The 15,672-nt window shown below is 69.1% G+C and carries 18 protein-coding genes; 9 read left to right on the top strand and 9 right to left on the bottom strand.

What is annotated here, in order from left to right; genetic code table 11:
- Positions 1-7 precede the first annotated feature (7 nt).
- From OP79_RS50650 to OP79_RS32660, 5 genes are all read right to left on the bottom strand, one after another.
- A complete protein-coding gene (locus tag OP79_RS50650; protein ID WP_051745094.1) occupies positions 8-583 on the bottom strand; it encodes a hypothetical protein in 576 nt (191 codons plus the stop codon).
- Positions 584-619: 36 nt separating this feature from the next.
- The gene (locus OP79_RS32645) at positions 620-1,237 is read right to left on the bottom strand and encodes an RNA polymerase sigma factor (RefSeq protein WP_033325394.1); all 618 of its coding nucleotides are present in this window, start codon (positions 1,235-1,237) and stop codon (positions 620-622) included.
- 158 nt (positions 1,238-1,395) lie between these two features.
- Positions 1,396-1,971 carry a hypothetical protein gene (locus OP79_RS32650; RefSeq protein ID WP_033325307.1) on the bottom strand — a complete coding sequence of 192 codons (576 nt, stop codon included), beginning with the start codon at positions 1,969-1,971 and terminating at the stop codon, positions 1,396-1,398.
- Positions 1,972-2,081: 110 nt separating this feature from the next.
- Positions 2,082-2,591, bottom strand: coding sequence for a hypothetical protein (locus tag OP79_RS32655; RefSeq protein ID WP_033325395.1), 510 nt, complete (start codon positions 2,589-2,591; stop codon positions 2,082-2,084).
- A gap of 107 nt (positions 2,592-2,698) precedes the next feature.
- Complete coding sequence (locus tag OP79_RS32660) at positions 2,699-4,204, bottom strand: family 20 glycosylhydrolase (RefSeq protein ID WP_425428637.1); 1,506 nt, start codon at positions 4,202-4,204, stop codon at positions 2,699-2,701.
- Positions 4,205-4,612: 408 nt separating this feature from the next.
- On the opposite strand from OP79_RS32660, the gene OP79_RS32665 reads away from it, so the two are divergent.
- From OP79_RS32665 to OP79_RS32685, 5 genes are all read left to right on the top strand, one after another.
- Complete coding sequence (locus OP79_RS32665) at positions 4,613-5,113, top strand: 2-oxo-4-hydroxy-4-carboxy-5-ureidoimidazoline decarboxylase (RefSeq protein WP_033325308.1); 501 nt, start codon at positions 4,613-4,615, stop codon at positions 5,111-5,113.
- A 251-nt stretch (positions 5,114-5,364) separates the two neighbouring features.
- Positions 5,365-5,745, top strand: a complete 381-nt coding sequence (gene sdhC / locus OP79_RS32670; protein ID WP_078492145.1) for a succinate dehydrogenase, cytochrome b556 subunit — start codon at positions 5,365-5,367, stop codon at positions 5,743-5,745.
- Between the two features lie 5 nt (positions 5,746-5,750).
- Positions 5,751-6,242, top strand: a complete 492-nt coding sequence (locus OP79_RS32675; RefSeq protein WP_033325310.1) for a succinate dehydrogenase hydrophobic membrane anchor subunit — start codon at positions 5,751-5,753, stop codon at positions 6,240-6,242.
- A gap of 19 nt (positions 6,243-6,261) precedes the next feature.
- Positions 6,262-8,016, top strand: coding sequence for a succinate dehydrogenase flavoprotein subunit (sdhA, locus tag OP79_RS32680; RefSeq protein WP_033325311.1), 1,755 nt, complete (start codon positions 6,262-6,264; stop codon positions 8,014-8,016).
- On the top strand, positions 8,016-8,789 hold the full coding sequence (locus OP79_RS32685; RefSeq protein ID WP_033325312.1) for a succinate dehydrogenase iron-sulfur subunit: 774 nt from the start codon (positions 8,016-8,018) through the stop codon (positions 8,787-8,789). The genes sdhA and OP79_RS32685 overlap by 1 nt, the downstream gene beginning before the upstream one ends.
- A gap of 53 nt (positions 8,790-8,842) precedes the next feature.
- Here OP79_RS32685 and OP79_RS32690 read toward each other — a convergent pair whose 3' ends face one another.
- The 3 genes from OP79_RS32690 to OP79_RS32700 form a co-directional block, all read right to left on the bottom strand.
- Positions 8,843-9,109: a TM2 domain-containing protein gene (locus tag OP79_RS32690; RefSeq protein ID WP_033325313.1), complete on the bottom strand. Its 267-nt coding sequence runs from the start codon at positions 9,107-9,109 to the stop codon at positions 8,843-8,845.
- Positions 9,110-9,425: 316 nt separating this feature from the next.
- Complete coding sequence (locus OP79_RS32695; RefSeq protein ID WP_033325397.1) at positions 9,426-9,815, bottom strand: DUF2752 domain-containing protein; 390 nt, start codon at positions 9,813-9,815, stop codon at positions 9,426-9,428.
- Between the two features lie 10 nt (positions 9,816-9,825).
- The gene (locus tag OP79_RS32700) at positions 9,826-10,305 is read right to left on the bottom strand and encodes a TM2 domain-containing protein (RefSeq protein WP_033325314.1); all 480 of its coding nucleotides are present in this window, start codon (positions 10,303-10,305) and stop codon (positions 9,826-9,828) included.
- 227 nt (positions 10,306-10,532) lie between these two features.
- Here OP79_RS32700 and OP79_RS32705 point away from each other — a divergent pair, with 227 nt between their 5' ends.
- The 4 genes from OP79_RS32705 to OP79_RS32720 all read left to right on the top strand — a co-directional run bounded on the left by OP79_RS32705 (position 10,533) and on the right by OP79_RS32720 (position 13,140).
- Positions 10,533-11,321, top strand: coding sequence for a LamG domain-containing protein (locus OP79_RS32705; protein WP_033325315.1), 789 nt, complete (start codon positions 10,533-10,535; stop codon positions 11,319-11,321).
- A gap of 183 nt (positions 11,322-11,504) precedes the next feature.
- Positions 11,505-11,873 (top strand): type II toxin-antitoxin system RelE/ParE family toxin, encoded by a 369-nt coding sequence (locus OP79_RS32710; protein ID WP_033325398.1) that lies wholly within the window; start codon positions 11,505-11,507, stop codon positions 11,871-11,873.
- Positions 11,870-12,187, top strand: a complete 318-nt coding sequence (locus tag OP79_RS32715) for a helix-turn-helix domain-containing protein (protein WP_033325316.1) — start codon at positions 11,870-11,872, stop codon at positions 12,185-12,187. The genes OP79_RS32710 and OP79_RS32715 overlap by 4 nt, the downstream gene beginning before the upstream one ends.
- 182 nt (positions 12,188-12,369) lie before the next feature.
- Positions 12,370-13,140: a TetR/AcrR family transcriptional regulator gene (locus OP79_RS32720; protein WP_051745095.1), complete on the top strand. Its 771-nt coding sequence runs from the start codon at positions 12,370-12,372 to the stop codon at positions 13,138-13,140.
- A 53-nt stretch (positions 13,141-13,193) separates the two neighbouring features.
- Here the strand turns inward: OP79_RS32720 and OP79_RS32725 are convergent, their stop codons facing one another.
- Positions 13,194-15,635, bottom strand: a complete 2,442-nt coding sequence (locus tag OP79_RS32725) for an MMPL family transporter (RefSeq protein WP_033325318.1) — start codon at positions 15,633-15,635, stop codon at positions 13,194-13,196.
- Between the last annotated feature and the right edge of the window lie 37 nt (positions 15,636-15,672).

Here is a 15,672-nt window from a genome sequence, read left to right on the forward strand (position 1 = left end):
CATCGGATCAGTTCTTCGGGCCCCTGGTGGGGCCGTTGCCGGGGTTCTTCGAGGGTCCCACCGCCTCGCCGGACTTGCCCGGCATGCCTGGCTTGTTCGGAGTGGTCGGCCTGTCGTCCTTACGGGGGACGGGAGGGCCCGGCTTCTTGACCGGCCCACCGGAGTGCCCGGCCTCGTGGTCCCGGTCGGAGGGGGCGGCGGAGAAGCCGTCGCGCTGCCCGGGCCTCTCAGGCGTGGTGGCGGAACCCTCCGCAGGCCGGTCTGGCGTGCTCTTCGAGGGCCGCGGTACGTCGCTGTCGTCGCCCGAGGTGCCGACCGATCCGATCGACGCGATGGCCACCCCGCCGAGGGCCACGCTCGTCACCAGCGCGGCCAGCGTCGCCCGCAGCGAACGCCCGAGCCTCCGGTGGGCCCGTGGCCGCCAGTCGTCCCGTCGCCGGGTGCGCGCCCCGTGGGCTCCCGTCTGCCGTGCGGCACGGAAGGCGGCGAGGGCCCGGTCCTGGGCGCCGGGGTCGAGGGAGTCGACGCGTACGGCGGCGGCGAGGAGGGCTTCAAGGGTGGGGTCGTCGTGTCGTTCACCCATGCCCGAGTCCGCCCTTGCCCGAAGATCTGTTGCCGTTCATCCCGACTCCCCCAGCGTGCTCGGACCGTCATCCGTCACACCTTCGGCGCCCAACTGACGAGCCAGGGTCTTCAAGCCCCGGTATGCGGCGGTACGCACCGCTCCAGGACGTTTGCCCAGCACACGCGCCGCGGCGGGGCCGTCGAGGCCGACCACGACCCGCAGCAGTACGGCCTCCGCCTGGTCCAGCGGCAGTCGCGAGACCAGCTCCAGGGCGTACTCCGTGGAGATGGACTCCAGCGCCTGGTCGTGCGTGTTGTGTACGCCCGGGAGTTCCAGGACGTCCTGTTCCAGCACCGAAGGTCGCGGCCGGACCTTCTGGCGCCGCAGATGGTCGAGCGCCCGGTGCCGGGCGATGGTCGCGGTCCAGCCGCGGAACCCGGCCCCGTCCCCGCGGAACCGGCCCAGATCCCGGGCGATCTCCAGCCAGGCGTCCGAGGCCACGTCCTCCGCGTCGTCGCCGACAAGACCGCGCAGATAGCCGAGCAGTCCGGGCTGAACCAACCGGTACGCGACCGAGAAGGCGTCCTCGTCCCCCTCCTGCGCCCGCGCGACGGCCATACCCAGTTCCCCGTCGGCCGCCTGCCCGCGGTGGGGTTCCCCTCCCTGGCCCAACACTGTCCTCGTTCGCACCGAGTTCGTACCGAGATCCGCGCCGTGCGTCATGGATCGTCCTGAGGGCGTGCGCTGGGCGTGCCCTCAAGGCGATCAGCGCCGGGACGTCCAGAAATGTCACAGCTGCACGGGCGGGGGCAGCCTCCTCAGGTCCCCTCTCAGACCCGCCCGCGGGCCCGCCGCGACACGACCGCGCGCAGTACGCGCCGCCCCTCGGTCGACAGGTCCAGAGCCTGCCGCAGACTCGCGGCGCCGCCGCCCGACAGCAACTCCAGGATGGCGACCTGGCGGCGCAGTTCGGCGGCGACGAGGGGCGACATGTCCTGCGTACGGCCCTCGCGGCGGGCCGACACCGAGGCCGTGCCGTCGTCCGACGCGTCCAGCAGCCGGTGCACCTGGAGGGCGGCGACCGAGCAGGCGTCGGCCCATGCGCGCAGGTTCTCGGCGGAGCGCTCCAGGGGCGCGGCGTCGAGCATGCGATGGGCGAGCGCGGCTGCCTCGCCCTCGGCGGAGACGTCGCGCTCAGGTACGTCCAGGGCATCGAACTCCGCCCGGACCTGTTCCACGCGCTCGCCCCAGTCCTCGGCTTCCGCACCCTCGGCGAGGCTCGCCCACAGCGGGCGCAGCACCTCGTCGTCACCGCCCAGCAAGGGCATACAGCGGTCCAGGCATGCCAGACCACTGGCGGCAAGACCGCGCTCGTCGGCCTGAGCGATCAGTTCCACCAGGCTCATCCACGCCTCCCTACGGTGGGGCGCCTCTTGTTACGGAACCCGCACTTCCCCTTACTGCGTCCTCCGTGGCCGGAACGTCACAGTACGGAGTGGCCGGATCTCGACGCCTCTCAGCCGCGCATCACCCCGAGCCGGTCCAGGAACTGGAAGAAGAGCATCTCGGCCGAGGGGTCCGCGTCCGCGGTGAACACCTCGAGAAGCTGCTCCTCCTCCGCCGTACGGCCCGACTCGGCAGCCCAGGCCACGGCCCGCTCGGCGGCGTCGCGCGGCTCCAGGAAGTAGTCGTCGACCGTCAGCCCATTATCGGCGCCCCCCAGGTATCCGGCCATCGCGTCCCGCGCCAGGCAGCTCGTCCACGGCCCGCTCTCGGGCGCGGCGGCCTCGACGACCACGCAGTCACTGTCCATGACGTAGCCGAAGAGCGCGGGCGCGCCCGTCTCCTCGGCAAGGTGGCTCATGTTCCCTACATCACCGGTGCCGTCCCCGATCGGGTACTCCCACACCTGCCAGCCGTCGTCGGCCCTCTCGTGCAGCGTCAGCCCCTTGGCCTCCGACAACGCGTCCAGCTCGGCGAGCGGCGACTCGCTCCTGCCGACGACGTAGTACCCCCAGTAACCCATTTCCGGCTCCCCCGGCATCGCGGATCTTCTCAGGCTCAAATCCATCACAGTCGCACGACCGTTCGCTACCTAAACGGTCAACTCATCCCAACCGCACCGACTCGACATCAGCCCAGCTTCTGAGCCAGTTCGGTGAACTCCCCCCATGACGCTCCCGGCGTCCGCGGATCCCACAGCTTCTGCCCCAGCGCCCGCACCGGCATACGGATCCCCGAGGCCACCTGGTCCTGGGTCTGGGAGTTCGCGAGATCGCACCAGACCGCGAAGGAGCCGCCGAGGATCTGGTCGTCGTACTCCTTGGAGACCGGGGTCGTGCCGCGCAGGACGAGCGGGGTCCACTGCTCGTAGATGCGCTGACCGGTCGGGTAGACGAACTGGTTGGGCTGACCGAGGACGTAGTAGAGGAACTCGTCGTTGTAGTTGATCACCTTGCGGCCGTCCCGCAGGTACTCGGTGGGCTGGCGGGCACCGATCTCCTTGCCCGTCCAGTACGCGACCTGGATGTCGTCGGCGGCCTGGACGGCACCCCCGGGGAAGAAGCCGTCGTTCCAGGCCCGCATCGTCCGGTCGTGCCCGCGCATCAGCTTGGCGCGGTCGTTGAGCCAGCCGGTCGCCAGGTCCGCGACGCCCGCGTTCGCCCCGTACTCCTTCTTCGCGGCGGCGGCCAGCTGCGGATACGACGCCTCGGGGTTCGAGACCATCAGCGCCCGGTACTCGTCGGCGCCGAGGTGCCAGTAACGCCCGGGAAACAGCTCCGCGTACTCGTTCAGCAGCTCGTCCACGAGGTCCGCCGCCGCGGGCTTGGAGATGTCGACGGCCCCTTGCGCGGCCACGCCGTTCACGTTGCGCAGCTGGAGATCGGGGTGCGCGTCGAGCACCGCGCCGAGGTGGCCCGGCGAGTCGATCTCGGGGACGACGGTGATGTGCCGGCTCGCGGCGAGGTCGAGGATGCGGCGCACCTCGGCCTTGGTCAGGTGCTGCTCCGACACGACCTCGGGATGCTTGTCGGACTCGATCCGGAAGCCCTGATCGTCGGAGAAGTGCAGTCCGAGCTGGTTGTACTTCAGATCGCCCAGCTCACGGATCCGGTCCTCGATCCACCCGGCCGTGAAGTGCTTGCGCGCGATGTCCAGCATGAACCCGCGCTGAGGCTTCGCCGGGCTGTCGCGTACGACTCCCTCGGGCGCCGTACCGTCCGCCCGCACCGCCTGCTTCAGGGTGCGCGTCCCGTAGAACACGCCCGCGTCGGCAGGACCGCTGATCCGTACCCGCCCGTCCTTGACGGCCATCGTGTACGACTCGGCTCCGGCGTCCTCGTCGGTGAGGGCCAGCTGTACGTCTCCGGCGCGGGCGTCCGCCGTCCCCGCGTACCTGAGCTTCAGCTCCCCGGCGAGCAGCCGCCCCTCGTCCGCGAGGTCGGTGTCGTTCACGACCACCCGGCTCCCGTCGGCCGGACGCCAGCCGGGTCCGCGGGCGGGGGTGTGCTCGCGTACGGCCGGGATCGTACGAGGCGTCTTCGACATCGGGTACGTACGACTGGGCGAGGGCGAGGCCGTCGGCGGGTCCGTGGGCTGCTGTGCCACCGGGGCTCCATTGCCCCCGCTCGGCCACAGAGCGACCGTCACAGCCGCGGCTCCCGCCACGACCGCTCCGGTCCCGGCCAACAGAGGCCTCCGACTCCAGACCGACCGGGGCCTTTGACCCGTCTTCGCCCGGCGCCTACGCCCGTTCACCACAGATCACCCAATCACTTGCCCTGCTTGTCCCCCGCGAACCTACGAACCTAGGCCCTCAGCTCACCACGCCACCGTCCACCACACGATCCGAAACTCTGCCGTCCGGGTGAAATTCGGGCATCCGACGGACAGCTTCCGTCAGCCTCGATAGCGTGAATGTCACATCTCACACTTGATCCACTCCCGAATCATGCGTGAGGCCCCCACAGGAGCTTCACCGATACCGCTGAGGAACCCACGCTGCCTGCGCACCGTCCTTCTCGCCACTCGGGGCAGGTCGTCACTCTGCCCGGCCAGACCCGCTCCAGACCGAGCCCCACAGGCCTGGAGCGGTTCAACGCCGCACCCGCGGACGACGCCGAACGGGCCCTGCTCGCCTGCTGCGGCAGCCACCGCTGGGCCCGCCGACTCGCCGCCCACCGCCCCTACCCGGACCTGGCCGCCCTGCTCGCAGCGGCCGACGAGGCGGCATACGACCTGACCCCCGCCGACCTCTCCGAGGCCTTGGCCCGCGAGCCCCTTCCCCACCTCCCCGACGACGCGTACGCCGCGGCGCACACGGCACTGAGCGCGGCCCACGCGGCGTACGAGAGCCGCTTCGGCCATGTGTTCGTCATCTGCTTGGACGACACGTCCCCCGAGGAGACCCTCGACCAGGTGCTCGCCGCCATCCGGTCACGTTTGGCAAACGATCCCGAGGAGGAACGTTGCCTCACGGCCGAGGAGCTGCGTTGCCTGGCAAAGGGCCGCTTGACACGCATGGCCCGCACAGGAGCGCCCCTTTAAGGGCGCGGGGAACTGCGCGAGCAACCCACAACCAACCCGCACCCGGCAACGAACCAGTCGCCCAGCCCCGTAAGCCGCCCTCCCCCGGCGGGTAGCCGTCCGCTGCCTTTTTGATCACATCCGGTAGGCCCGCTGTAAGCATCCCGACAGCACGTCGCTACGATGGCCAGGGCCGGTGGACCGTACCCGGCCGGGCCCGACCGACAGCACAAGCCGGCGCGGCCCCAATCCCCGCTCCCGGAGGAACTTCCGTGCCGGCTGGAACGCTGTACCGCGGCCGGGAAGGAATGTGGTCCTGGGTGGCTCATCGAGTCACCGGCGTCCTCATCTTCTTCTTCCTGTTCGTACACGTGCTGGACACCGCTCTCGTCCGTGTCTCCCCCGAGGCCTACGACGAGGTAGTAGCCACCTACAAGACGCCCATCGTCGCGCTGCTGGAGTACGGCCTCGTCGCCGCCATCCTCTTCCACGCGCTCAACGGTCTGCGGGTCATCGCCGTCGACTTCTGGTCCAAGGGCCCGCGCTACCAGAAGCAGATGCTCTGGACGGTCGTCGGTGTCTGGGTCGTGCTGATGGTCGGGGCGCTGTACCCGATTCTCGGCCACGCCGTCCGCGAAGTCCTCGGGAGCTGAGCCTGATGTCCACTACTGAGAAGACCGCCGCCTCCGGCATCGGCCCCATCGAGGGCGATGGCGAACTGGCGTACAGCGTCGACAACCCGGCGCCGTACATCGAGGCCCCACGCCAGCGCACCAAGAAGACCCCGAAGTCGACCCGTGGCAACTTCGAGATGGCCGCGTGGCTGTTCATGCGGCTGTCCGGCATCGTCCTGGTCGTCCTGGTCATCGGCCACCTGCTGATCCAGCTCGTCCTCGACGGCGGCGTCTCCAAGATCGGCTTCGCCTTCGTGGCGGGCCGCTGGGCGTCCCCGTTCTGGCAGACCTGGGACCTCGCCATGCTCTGGCTGGCGATGCTGCACGGCGCCAACGGCCTGCGTACGGTCATCAACGACTACGCGGAGCGGCCGAACACCCGGCTGTGGCTCAAGGGCCTGCTCTACACCGCCACGGTGTTCACCATCCTGCTGGGCACGCTGGTGATCTTCACCTTCGACCCGAACATCCGCTAGATCCGGGGCTACGAGACTCATGAAGATCCATAAGTACGACACCGTCATCGTCGGCGCGGGCGGCGCCGGCATGCGCGCGGCCATCGAGTCGACGAAGCGCAGCCGGACCGCGGTGCTCACGAAGCTCTACCCGACCCGCTCCCACACGGGCGCCGCGCAGGGCGGCATGGCCGCCGCGCTGGCCAACGTGGAGGAGGACAACTGGGAGTGGCACACCTTCGACACGGTCAAGGGCGGTGACTACCTGGTCGACCAGGACGCCGCCGAGATCCTGGCGAAGGAGGCCATCGACGCCGTCCTCGACCTGGAGAAGATGGGCCTGCCGTTCAACCGGACCCCGGGCGGCACCATCGACCAGCGCCGCTTCGGCGGCCACTCCCGCAACCACGGCGAGGCCCCGGTCCGCCGGTCCTGCTACGCGGCGGACCGCACCGGCCACATGATCCTCCAGACGCTGTACCAGAACTGCGTGAAAGAGGGCGTGGAGTTCTTCAACGAGTTCTACGTCCTGGACCAGCTGATCACCGAGGTCGACGGCGTCAAGCGGTCGGCGGGCGTGGTCGCGTACGAGCTGGCCACCGGCGAGATCCACGTCTTCCAGGCGAAGGCCGTGATCTACGCCTCCGGCGGCACCGGCAAGTTCTTCAAGGTGACGTCGAACGCGCACACCCTCACCGGTGACGGCCAGGCGGCCTGCTACCGGCGCGGGCTGCCGCTGGAGGACATGGAGTTCTTCCAGTTCCACCCGACCGGCATCTGGCGCATGGGCATCCTGCTGACGGAGGGCGCCCGCGGTGAGGGCGGCATCCTGCGCAACAAGGACGGCGAGCGCTTCATGGAGAAGTACGCGCCGGTCATGAAGGACCTCGCCTCGCGTGACGTCGTCTCCCGGTCCATCTACACCGAGATCCGGGAGGGCCGCGGCTGCGGTCCCGAGGGCGACCACGTCTACCTGGACCTGACCCACCTGCCGCCGGAGCAGCTCGACGCCAAGCTCCCGGACATCACCGAGTTCGCCCGTACGTACCTCGGCATCGAGCCGTACACGGACCCGATCCCGATCCAGCCCACCGCGCACTACGCGATGGGCGGCATCCCGACGAACGTCCAGGGCGAGGTGCTGGCCGACAACACCACGGTCGTGCCCGGTCTGTACGCGGCCGGCGAGGTCGCCTGCGTGTCCGTGCACGGCGCCAACCGGCTCGGCACCAACTCGCTGCTCGACATCAACGTCTTCGGCAAGCGGGCCGGCATCGCCGCCGCCGAGTACTCCGCGAAGAGCGACTACGTCGAGCTTCCCGAGGACCCGGCGGCGTTCGTGCAGGAGCGGGTCGAGATGCTGCGCGACGCCACGGGCAACGAGCGGGTCTCGGACATCCGCCGCGAGCTGCAGGACTGCATGGACGCCAACGTGATGGTGTTCCGCACCGAGCAGACGATCAAGACGGCGGTCGAGAAGATCGCCGAGCTGCGCGAGCGCTACCTGAACGTCTCGGTCCAGGACAAGGGCAAGCGGTTCAACACCGACCTCCTGGAGGCCATCGAGCTGGGCAACCTGCTCGACCTCGCCGAGGTCATGGCCGTCTCCGCGCTCGCCCGCAAGGAGTCCCGCGGCGGTCACTACCGCGAGGACTACCCGAACCGCGACGACGTCAACTTCATGCGCCACACCATGGCGTACCGCGAGGTGGGCGACGACGGCACCGAGACCGTCCGTCTCGACTACAAGCCGGTCGTCCAGACCCGCTACCAGCCGATGGAGCGTAAGTACTGATGGCAACCCCGACCCTCGACAAGGAAGACGCCAAGCCCGAGCCGGGCTTCGCCGACTCCCCGTACATCACGGTCACCTTCCGGATCCGCCGCTTCAACTCGGAGGTCTCCGCGGAGGCGACCTGGGAGGACTTCCAGGTCGAGATCGACCCGAAGGAGCGCGTCCTCGACGCTCTGCACAAGATCAAGTGGGACATGGACGGGACGCTGACGTTCCGCCGCTCCTGCGCGCACGGCATCTGCGGCTCGGACGCCATGCGGATCAACGGCAAGAACCGCCTCGCCTGCAAGACGCTGATCAAGGACATCAACCCCGAGAAGCCGATCACGGTGGAGCCCATCAAGGGCCTGACGGTCCTGAAGGATCTCGTGGTCGACATGGATCCGTTCTTCCAGGCGTACCGCGATGTGATGCCCTTCCTGATCACGAAGGACACGAACGAGCCGACGCGTGAGCGTCTGCAGTCGGCGGAGGACCGGGAACGCTTCGACGACACGACGAAGTGCATCCTGTGCGCGGCCTGCACATCCTCGTGCCCGGTGTTCTGGAACGACGGCCAGTACTTCGGCCCGGCCGCCATCGTCAACGCCCACCGCTTCATCTTCGACTCGCGCGACGAGGCCGGTGAGCAGCGGCTGGAGATCCTCAACGACAAGGACGGCGTGTGGCGTTGCCGTACGACGTTCAACTGCACGGACGCCTGTCCGCGCGGTATCGAGGTCACGAAGGCGATCCAGGAAGTGAAGCGGGCGCTGATCACGCGCCGCTACTGAGTTCCTGCTGAGTTCGCCTGCTCGGCCCTCGCGTGTTCGGCTGTGAGTGGGTGTCAGCCTCGCAGGACGCGGCCCTGCTTGTCGGTGCGGTCGTTGCTCGTGAAGAACAGGATCGCGTCGATCAGGGCCCAGATGCCGAGGCCACCGCAGGTGAGGAGCTGGGCGACGCCCACGCCGACGGAACCGACGTAGAAGCGGCCGATGCCCAGACCGCCCAGGAAGAGCTGGAGGACGCCCGCGATGACCTTGGACTTGTCGGAGTACGGGCGGCCCTGCGGGTCGTAGCCGAACGGGGCGTCAGGGGCCTTGGGGACAGACATGCGTGTTGCTCCTGGCATACAGAGGATGTGGAACGGAATGTTCCGAGCGGTCGCAGGAGGAAACCCGCGACAAACTGCACGCCTGCGCTTGTCCCCCCTGCGGATCATGAAGCCTAGGGGTGCGGAGGGGGCGGGAGGAGAGTGGTGAGGTGATCGTATTGATTCTGTGATCCGTTGACCGAAAGGTCACTTGACACTTGTCGAAGTCCGGTGCGATATGGCGCGCCGAGGGGACCGCAGGCCCCAAGGGGCGCGGAGAACTGCGCGACCAGCCACGACGGACCCGCAGCGTCAAACCGCCCAACCCGCGGAGCGCTCAGTGAAGGTTGCGGACCACGGTCCACGCAACCGCCACGACAAGCACCAACGTCTGGGCAGCGCGGCCGAGTTCAGGCCGCCAACGTCGGCCGCGCAGGCCCTCGACGGCCCACCGGCCCAGCAGGGCCAGCGCAAACGGCGAGGCCAGCAGCAGGACCCGGTTGTCGTGCCACGCGGCACTGAAGTGGCCGTGCATCAGGTCGTACACCATGCGGGTGCCGCCGCAGGCCGGGCAGAGCAGCCCGGTGACGAGGCGAAAGGGGCACTGGGGCAGCAGATGCCCTGGCTCGTGCGGATCGGTGCCGTAGAGATAGCAGGCACCGGCGGCACCGGCGACGAACACGGCAAGCGGTGCCGTCGCCGGGTGCCGCAGAACGGATCCGGGCACGGATCCGGGCTCAGCCGCCACGCAGGACCCGCCCCTGGGCGTCCGTGTTGTTGCTGCCGGTCAGCAGGATGATGCCGTCGATCAGCGCCCAGATGCCGAGGCCGCCGCAGGTGAAGAGCTGGGCGAGACCGATACCCACGTGGCCGATGTAGAACCGGCCGATGCCCAGCGAGCCCAGCGTCAGCTGGAGCACTCCGGCGACGACCTTCGACTTGTCGGAGTACGGCCGCCCGTAGGGGTCGTAGCCGTACGGGGCGTTCGGGTCACCCGTGTACATGCCGGGCTGCTGCGGCACAGCACCCGGCGGCGGGTAGCCGCCGCCCTGCGGGTATCCGTAGCCGGGCTGCTGCTGGTACGGGCCCTGCTGCGAGTACGGGCCCTGCTGCTGCCCGCCGCCATAGGGGTTCTGCCCCTGACCAGGATTGGGGTTGGCGTTCGGATACCCGTACCCCGGCGGCTGGTTCGGGGGCTGCGGGGGCTGCTCACTCAAGGCAACGACTCCTGTGTTCCGGTGCTCGGTGATCCGGCACGCGAGAAAATAGACACGACCGCTCGTCATGTTGTCAGGCTGGGCCGGACGAGGGCCAGCCTGGGTTGCGACTTGCCCGTACAAATGACTACGTCCTGCCTGTACGGACTGCCGTGCCGGCCCCTCAACTTCCGTTCTCACGGGTCCAGTTGCTGTGACTGACGGGACTCTTGTTACAGACTGGACCCATGCCATCCCTGAGGAAGACCGCCGCCGCGCTGGCAGCCGCCACCGCGGTGCTGTTCGCGATACCCCCCACGGCCTCGGCAGGCCCTGCCCCGCACGACACGCACGGCACGCTCGTACGGGAGAACTTCGACCGCGTTCCCCTCGGCCCGGTCACCGCGGGCCACGGCTGGACCACCGACACGGAGGGAGGCACGCTGACCGTCGCGCCCAGCGCCACCGGTCACGGCCGCGAACTCCGTATCCGCACCGAAGGCAACGGCCGCGCCTTCGTCGTCTTCGACGACCTCGCCCCGCCCGGCAACAGCTTCTGGGCCCGCATGCGCCTGCGCGTGGCCGACTTCCCCACCGCCCCCGACTGGGCCCACTGGACCATCGCGGAGGCCTCCGGCTCCGACTCCCCCACGCTGGTCCGTCCCCTCGGCGGCCAGTACGCCCCCACCGAGAAGGGCAACTTCTTCGGCGTCGGCTCGGACCTGGGCCCCACCGGCGACTGGACCTCCTGGAAGACCTCATCCCCCGCGGTCGCCGGAAAGTGGCAGTGCGCCGAGTTCCACCTGGACGCCACCGACAACCGAGTCACCGTCTATCTGAACGGCGTCGAACAACCCGACCTGACGGTCTCCACCAACAACCACGGCGGCACCGCGGACGACTTCGTCTTCCCGACCTTCGACAAGCTGAAGCTGGGCTGGCAGCTCTACCAGTCCGACCCCACCCCGTCCTCGTACGACGTCCGCCTGGACGACATCGCCGTGAGCACGCAACGCGTGGGCGGCTGCGGGTCCTGACCCTGGCGTCGACTTCCCGATGGAGCGGGCCGCGGGCCGACCTCCCCGCGGCCCGCTCCGTCGGCGTCGACCACTCGATCGGGTGAGCTGTCGCCACTCCGCCGCACACATAGCCCTCAGCACACCAGGGTACTAGTATATGTACGTACTGCATGGGGAAAGCCCATGACCTGGCATCTTGAAATGGCTGCGGAAGTTCGCGATGGGCTGCACGAGCTGCGCAAGGACGACTGCACCACGGCACGGCTCGTGGGCCAGGCGATCCAGGCTCTCGTTGAGGAAGGGCCCGACCTCGGACGTCCGTTGGTGGACCGGATCAAGGGTTCGGCCCTGCGCCTCCTCAAGGAGCTACGCCCTGGTTCGTGCGGGAGCACTGAGATCCGGATCCTGTTCGCCTTCGACCCGGAACGCAGTGCGGTCCTCCTCGTCGCCGGCGACAAGGCCGGGCAATGGGCGGAGTGGTATCGCCGCACGATTCCGCTCGCCGAGGAACGCTATACAGAGTGGCTGGACCACCTGGCCCGGCGCCGGAAGAAGGAGGAATCGAAGTGACCAGCTTCCACTCCTGGGACGAGGTCAAGCGCGAGGTCTTCGACGCCGATGACCTTGAAGACATCGCCGTGGGCGCCCGACGCATGGTGGCCGAGGCACGCGCACACAGACTCGCCGAGATGCGCAGGCAGCTCGGACTCACTCAGCGCGAAGTGGCCAACCGCATGCACGTGAGGCAGGAACGGGTCTCCGCCATCGAGCGCGGCAGGACAACCTCCGCGGAGGTGGGAACGGTCGCCGCCTATGTCGCGGCGCTGGGCGGGGAGTTGGAGATCGTCGCCAACTTCAACGGCACGCGCGTGGTCGTGGCGTAGGGCGCCACTGGCTGGGCGGACTTGCCGAAGTCCACCCAGCCACCGCGCCCCCAGGGGGCCGCAGGCCCTCAAGGGGCGCGGGGCTGTATCAATGTGCGGCTCCGCCGCGCGGGCGCGACCGGCCACAACGAACCCGCAGCTTAAAACTGCCTGACCCAGCGGAGCGCCTAGGCTCTGGTGCCGTGCCAGTAGCGAAAGACAGTACGGGTGAAGACGGGTCCGCGGAGTCACAGGAACCGCAGGCATCCCGTACGCCCGCGAAGAGCGAGCAGACGCGGGCCCTGATCCTGGAGACGGCGATGCGGCTGTTCCAGGAGCGGGGTTACGACAAGACGACGATGCGGGCCATCGCCAAGGAGGCCGGGGTCTCCGTCGGCAACGCGTACTACTACTTCGCCGGCAAGGAACATCTGATCCAGGGCTTCTACGACCGGATCGGCGTCGAACACCAGGTGGCGGTCCGGGCCGTGCTGGAGGGTGAGACGGATCTGGAGGCCCGGTTCGCCGGGATCCTCAAGGCGTGGCTGGACGTCGCCGAGCCCTACCACGAGTTCGCGGTGCAGTTCTTCAAGAACGCGGCCGACCCCGACAGCCCGCTCAGCCCCTTCTCCCCGGAGTCGGAGCACGCGCGCGTGGAGGCCATCAGCGTCTGCCGGGAGGTGCTCACCGGCTCCAAGGCCAAGGTCCCGGCCGAACTGCGGGACATCCTCCCGGAGTTGCTGTGGCTCTCCCAGATGGGGCTCGTCCTGTACTGGGTCTTCGACCGCACCGAAGGCCGCGAACGCAGCTACCGGCTCGCCGAACGCGGCGCCCGCCTCATCGCCCTGGGCATCTCCCTGGCCCGCTTCCGCGCGCTGCGCCCACTGGTCCGCGAGGTGCACGAACTGTTCACGGACTTCCTGCCGGGGATGACGAACGCGCTGCCCGACCCGATGAGGAGGCCCAAGGCCTGAGCACCTTGGGCCTCCTCATCGAGCAAGCAAACAGCGAGCAGGCGAACAGCTCGTCAGTTCACCGCATCCACCTCGTCTTCCGCGAGTTCCACGTCGTACACCAGCGGCCCCTCGCCGACCGTCACAGAACGGGCGCGGGTAGCATGCCCGGGAGCCGTGGCCGACAGGAGGTAGGAGCCCGGCGCGGGCACCGAGACGATGTACGAGCCGTCGGCCAGGGAGGTCACCTGGTCGAGCCGGAGGCCGCCGCCCTGGGAGTGCAGGGTCAGTACGGCCCCCTCGACCGGCTCCCCGTCCGCACCGCGCACGAAGCCGTGGACCACGGTGGAGTGCCCCTCATCGTCGGGCACGCGCGCGTGGGGCACGTTTTCGACAGCCCCGACGGACCCGACGGCCTCCTCCCGGGGCTCCACCGCGAGATGCGGCAGCCGCTTCTCCAGCCAGTCCGGCAGCCACCAGTTGGAGTTCCCGAGCAGATGCATCGCGGCCGGCACCAGTGCCGTACGCAGGATGAACGCGTCGAGCGCGACGGCCGCGGCCAGCCCGATGCCCGCCATCGCACCTTCCATGTCGCCGCTGAGCACGAAGGCGGAGAAGACGCAGATCATGATCAGAGCGGCGCAGTTGATGACCCGGCTGGTCTCGGCGAGGCCGACCCGGACCGCCCGCGCGTTGTCCTTGGTGTGCACCCACTCCTCGTGCATTCGGCTCACCAGGAACACCTGGTAGTCCATCGAGAGCCCGAAGAGCAGCGACAGCATGATGACCGGCAGGAAGGCTGTGATCGGCCCCTCCTTGCCGATGCCGAGGAGTTCGGTACCCCAGCCCCACTGGAAGATCGCCACCAGTACACCGAACGACGCGGCTGCCGCGATCAGGTTCATCAGGGCGGCCGTCAACGGAACCACCAGGGAGCGGAAGGCCACCAGGAGGAGCAGGAAGCCGAGCGTGATGATCGCCGCGATGAAGTACGGCAGCCGGTCGCCGGTCACGGACGCGAAGTTCTTGAAGACGGCGGTCACTCCGCCCACATGGGCCTCGGTCCCGGACTCCGGGATCACGTCGTCCCGCAGCCGGTCGATCAGCTGGTCCGTCTGCTCGGACTGCGGTGATGTGGTCGGCACGACCTGGATCACCGTGATGCCCTGGGAGGGCGGCGCGGCGGCGACCTGCGCGACACCCTCCGTCGAGCGGATGGCGGAGACGAGCGCGTCCGTGTCGCCGCGTTCCGCGACCACCTGGAGCGGGCCGTTGAAGCCGGGCCCGAAGCCCTCGGCGAGCAGGTCGTACGCCTGTCGTGTGGTCGTCGACTCCTGGTGGTTGCCCTGGTCGGTGGCGCCGAGCCGGAGCGACAGGACGGGCAGCGCCAGGATCACCATCGCGACCAGTGCCGTGACGGCGACCGAGCGCGGGCGCCTCTCGACGAACGCGGACCAGCGTGCCGCAAGCCCGCTCGCCTCCTCGGACTCCGGTCCCGCGGCGGCGAGCCGGCGCCGCTGCCTGCGGCTGAGGACGCGCATGCCGAGCAGTCCCAGGAGCGCGGGCAGCAGGGTCGTCGCGGCCAGGACGCTCAGGACGACCGTCAGCGAGGTCGCGATGACCACGCCGTCCAGGAAGCGCATGTTCATCACCAGCATTCCGGCGAGCGCGATGCACACCGTGCCGCCCGCGAACAGCACCGCCCGGCCCGAGGTGTTGAGGGCCGTGACGGCCGCCTCCTCGGGTTTCATCCCGCGCAGGATGCCCTTCCGGTGCCGCGTCACGATGAACAGCGCGTAGTCGATACCGACGCCGAGGCCGATCAACGAGCCGAGCAGCGGGGCGACTTCGGGTACGTCGGTGACATGGCTGAGCAGCGAGGTCGCCATGAGGCCTGTGCCGAGCGCCGCGATCGCGACGACGAGCGGCAGGAGCATCGCGTAGAGCGAGCCGAAGGCGATGAAGAGGACGACGGCCGCGGCCACGATGCCGACCAACTCGGCGATGCCCGTGGGCGGCTCCTGGACGCGGGTGATCGCCTGACCGCCCAGCTCCACCTGGAGACCGGCGCGTTCGGCGTCCTGCGCCGTGTCGACGACGTCCTCCACCAGCTCCTTGGGCACACCGTTCGCCTGCTCGGTGAAGGTCACCTGGGCGTAGGCGATCCGCCCGTTCTCACTGATCTGTGCGGCCCCCTGGGCGGCGTACGGGCTGCTGACCTCGCCGACGCCCTCCATCCGCCCGATCTCTTCGAGCGCGGGCTCGATCCGGGAGCGTACGGACTCGTCCCGTACCGTTCCGTCGTCGACCTTCCACACCACGGTGTCGGTGTCGCCCGCCCTCTGCGGGAAGGCCTTCTCCATCAGGTCGTACGCGCGTGTGGAGTCCGTGTTCGGGAGGGAGAAGCTGTCCGCGTAGTCCGTGCCCGCGGCGGAACCCGCGAAGCCCACGCCGAACAAGGCCCCCACCCACAGCAACAGGACCACCAGCCGGTGCCGATAGCACCACCGTGCCAATGTCGCCACGCCTCAACGCTCCTTAGTTGTCGGTCGG

Origin of the sequence: Streptomyces yerevanensis (assembly GCF_000716805.1) — a bacterium.
GTDB classification, from domain to species: Bacteria; Actinomycetota; Actinomycetes; order Streptomycetales; family Streptomycetaceae; genus Streptomyces; species Streptomyces flaveus.

Coding starts and splice junctions, on each gene's coding strand:
- OP79_RS50650 (WP_051745094.1), bottom strand. CDS start 583: ATGGGTGAACGACACGACGACCCCACCCTTGAAGCCCTCCTCGCCGCC.
- OP79_RS32650 (WP_033325307.1), bottom strand. CDS start 1,971: ATGAGCCTGGTGGAACTGATCGCTCAGGCCGACGAGCGCGGTCTTGCC.
- OP79_RS32655 (WP_033325395.1), bottom strand. CDS start 2,591: ATGGGTTACTGGGGGTACTACGTCGTCGGCAGGAGCGAGTCGCCGCTC.
- OP79_RS32675 (WP_033325310.1), top strand. CDS start 5,751: ATGTCCACTACTGAGAAGACCGCCGCCTCCGGCATCGGCCCCATCGAG.
- sdhA (WP_033325311.1), top strand. CDS start 6,262: ATGAAGATCCATAAGTACGACACCGTCATCGTCGGCGCGGGCGGCGCC.
- OP79_RS32685 (WP_033325312.1), top strand. CDS start 8,016: ATGGCAACCCCGACCCTCGACAAGGAAGACGCCAAGCCCGAGCCGGGC.
- OP79_RS32690 (WP_033325313.1), bottom strand. CDS start 9,109: ATGTCTGTCCCCAAGGCCCCTGACGCCCCGTTCGGCTACGACCCGCAG.
- OP79_RS32705 (WP_033325315.1), top strand. CDS start 10,533: ATGCCATCCCTGAGGAAGACCGCCGCCGCGCTGGCAGCCGCCACCGCG.
- OP79_RS32710 (WP_033325398.1), top strand. CDS start 11,505: ATGGCTGCGGAAGTTCGCGATGGGCTGCACGAGCTGCGCAAGGACGAC.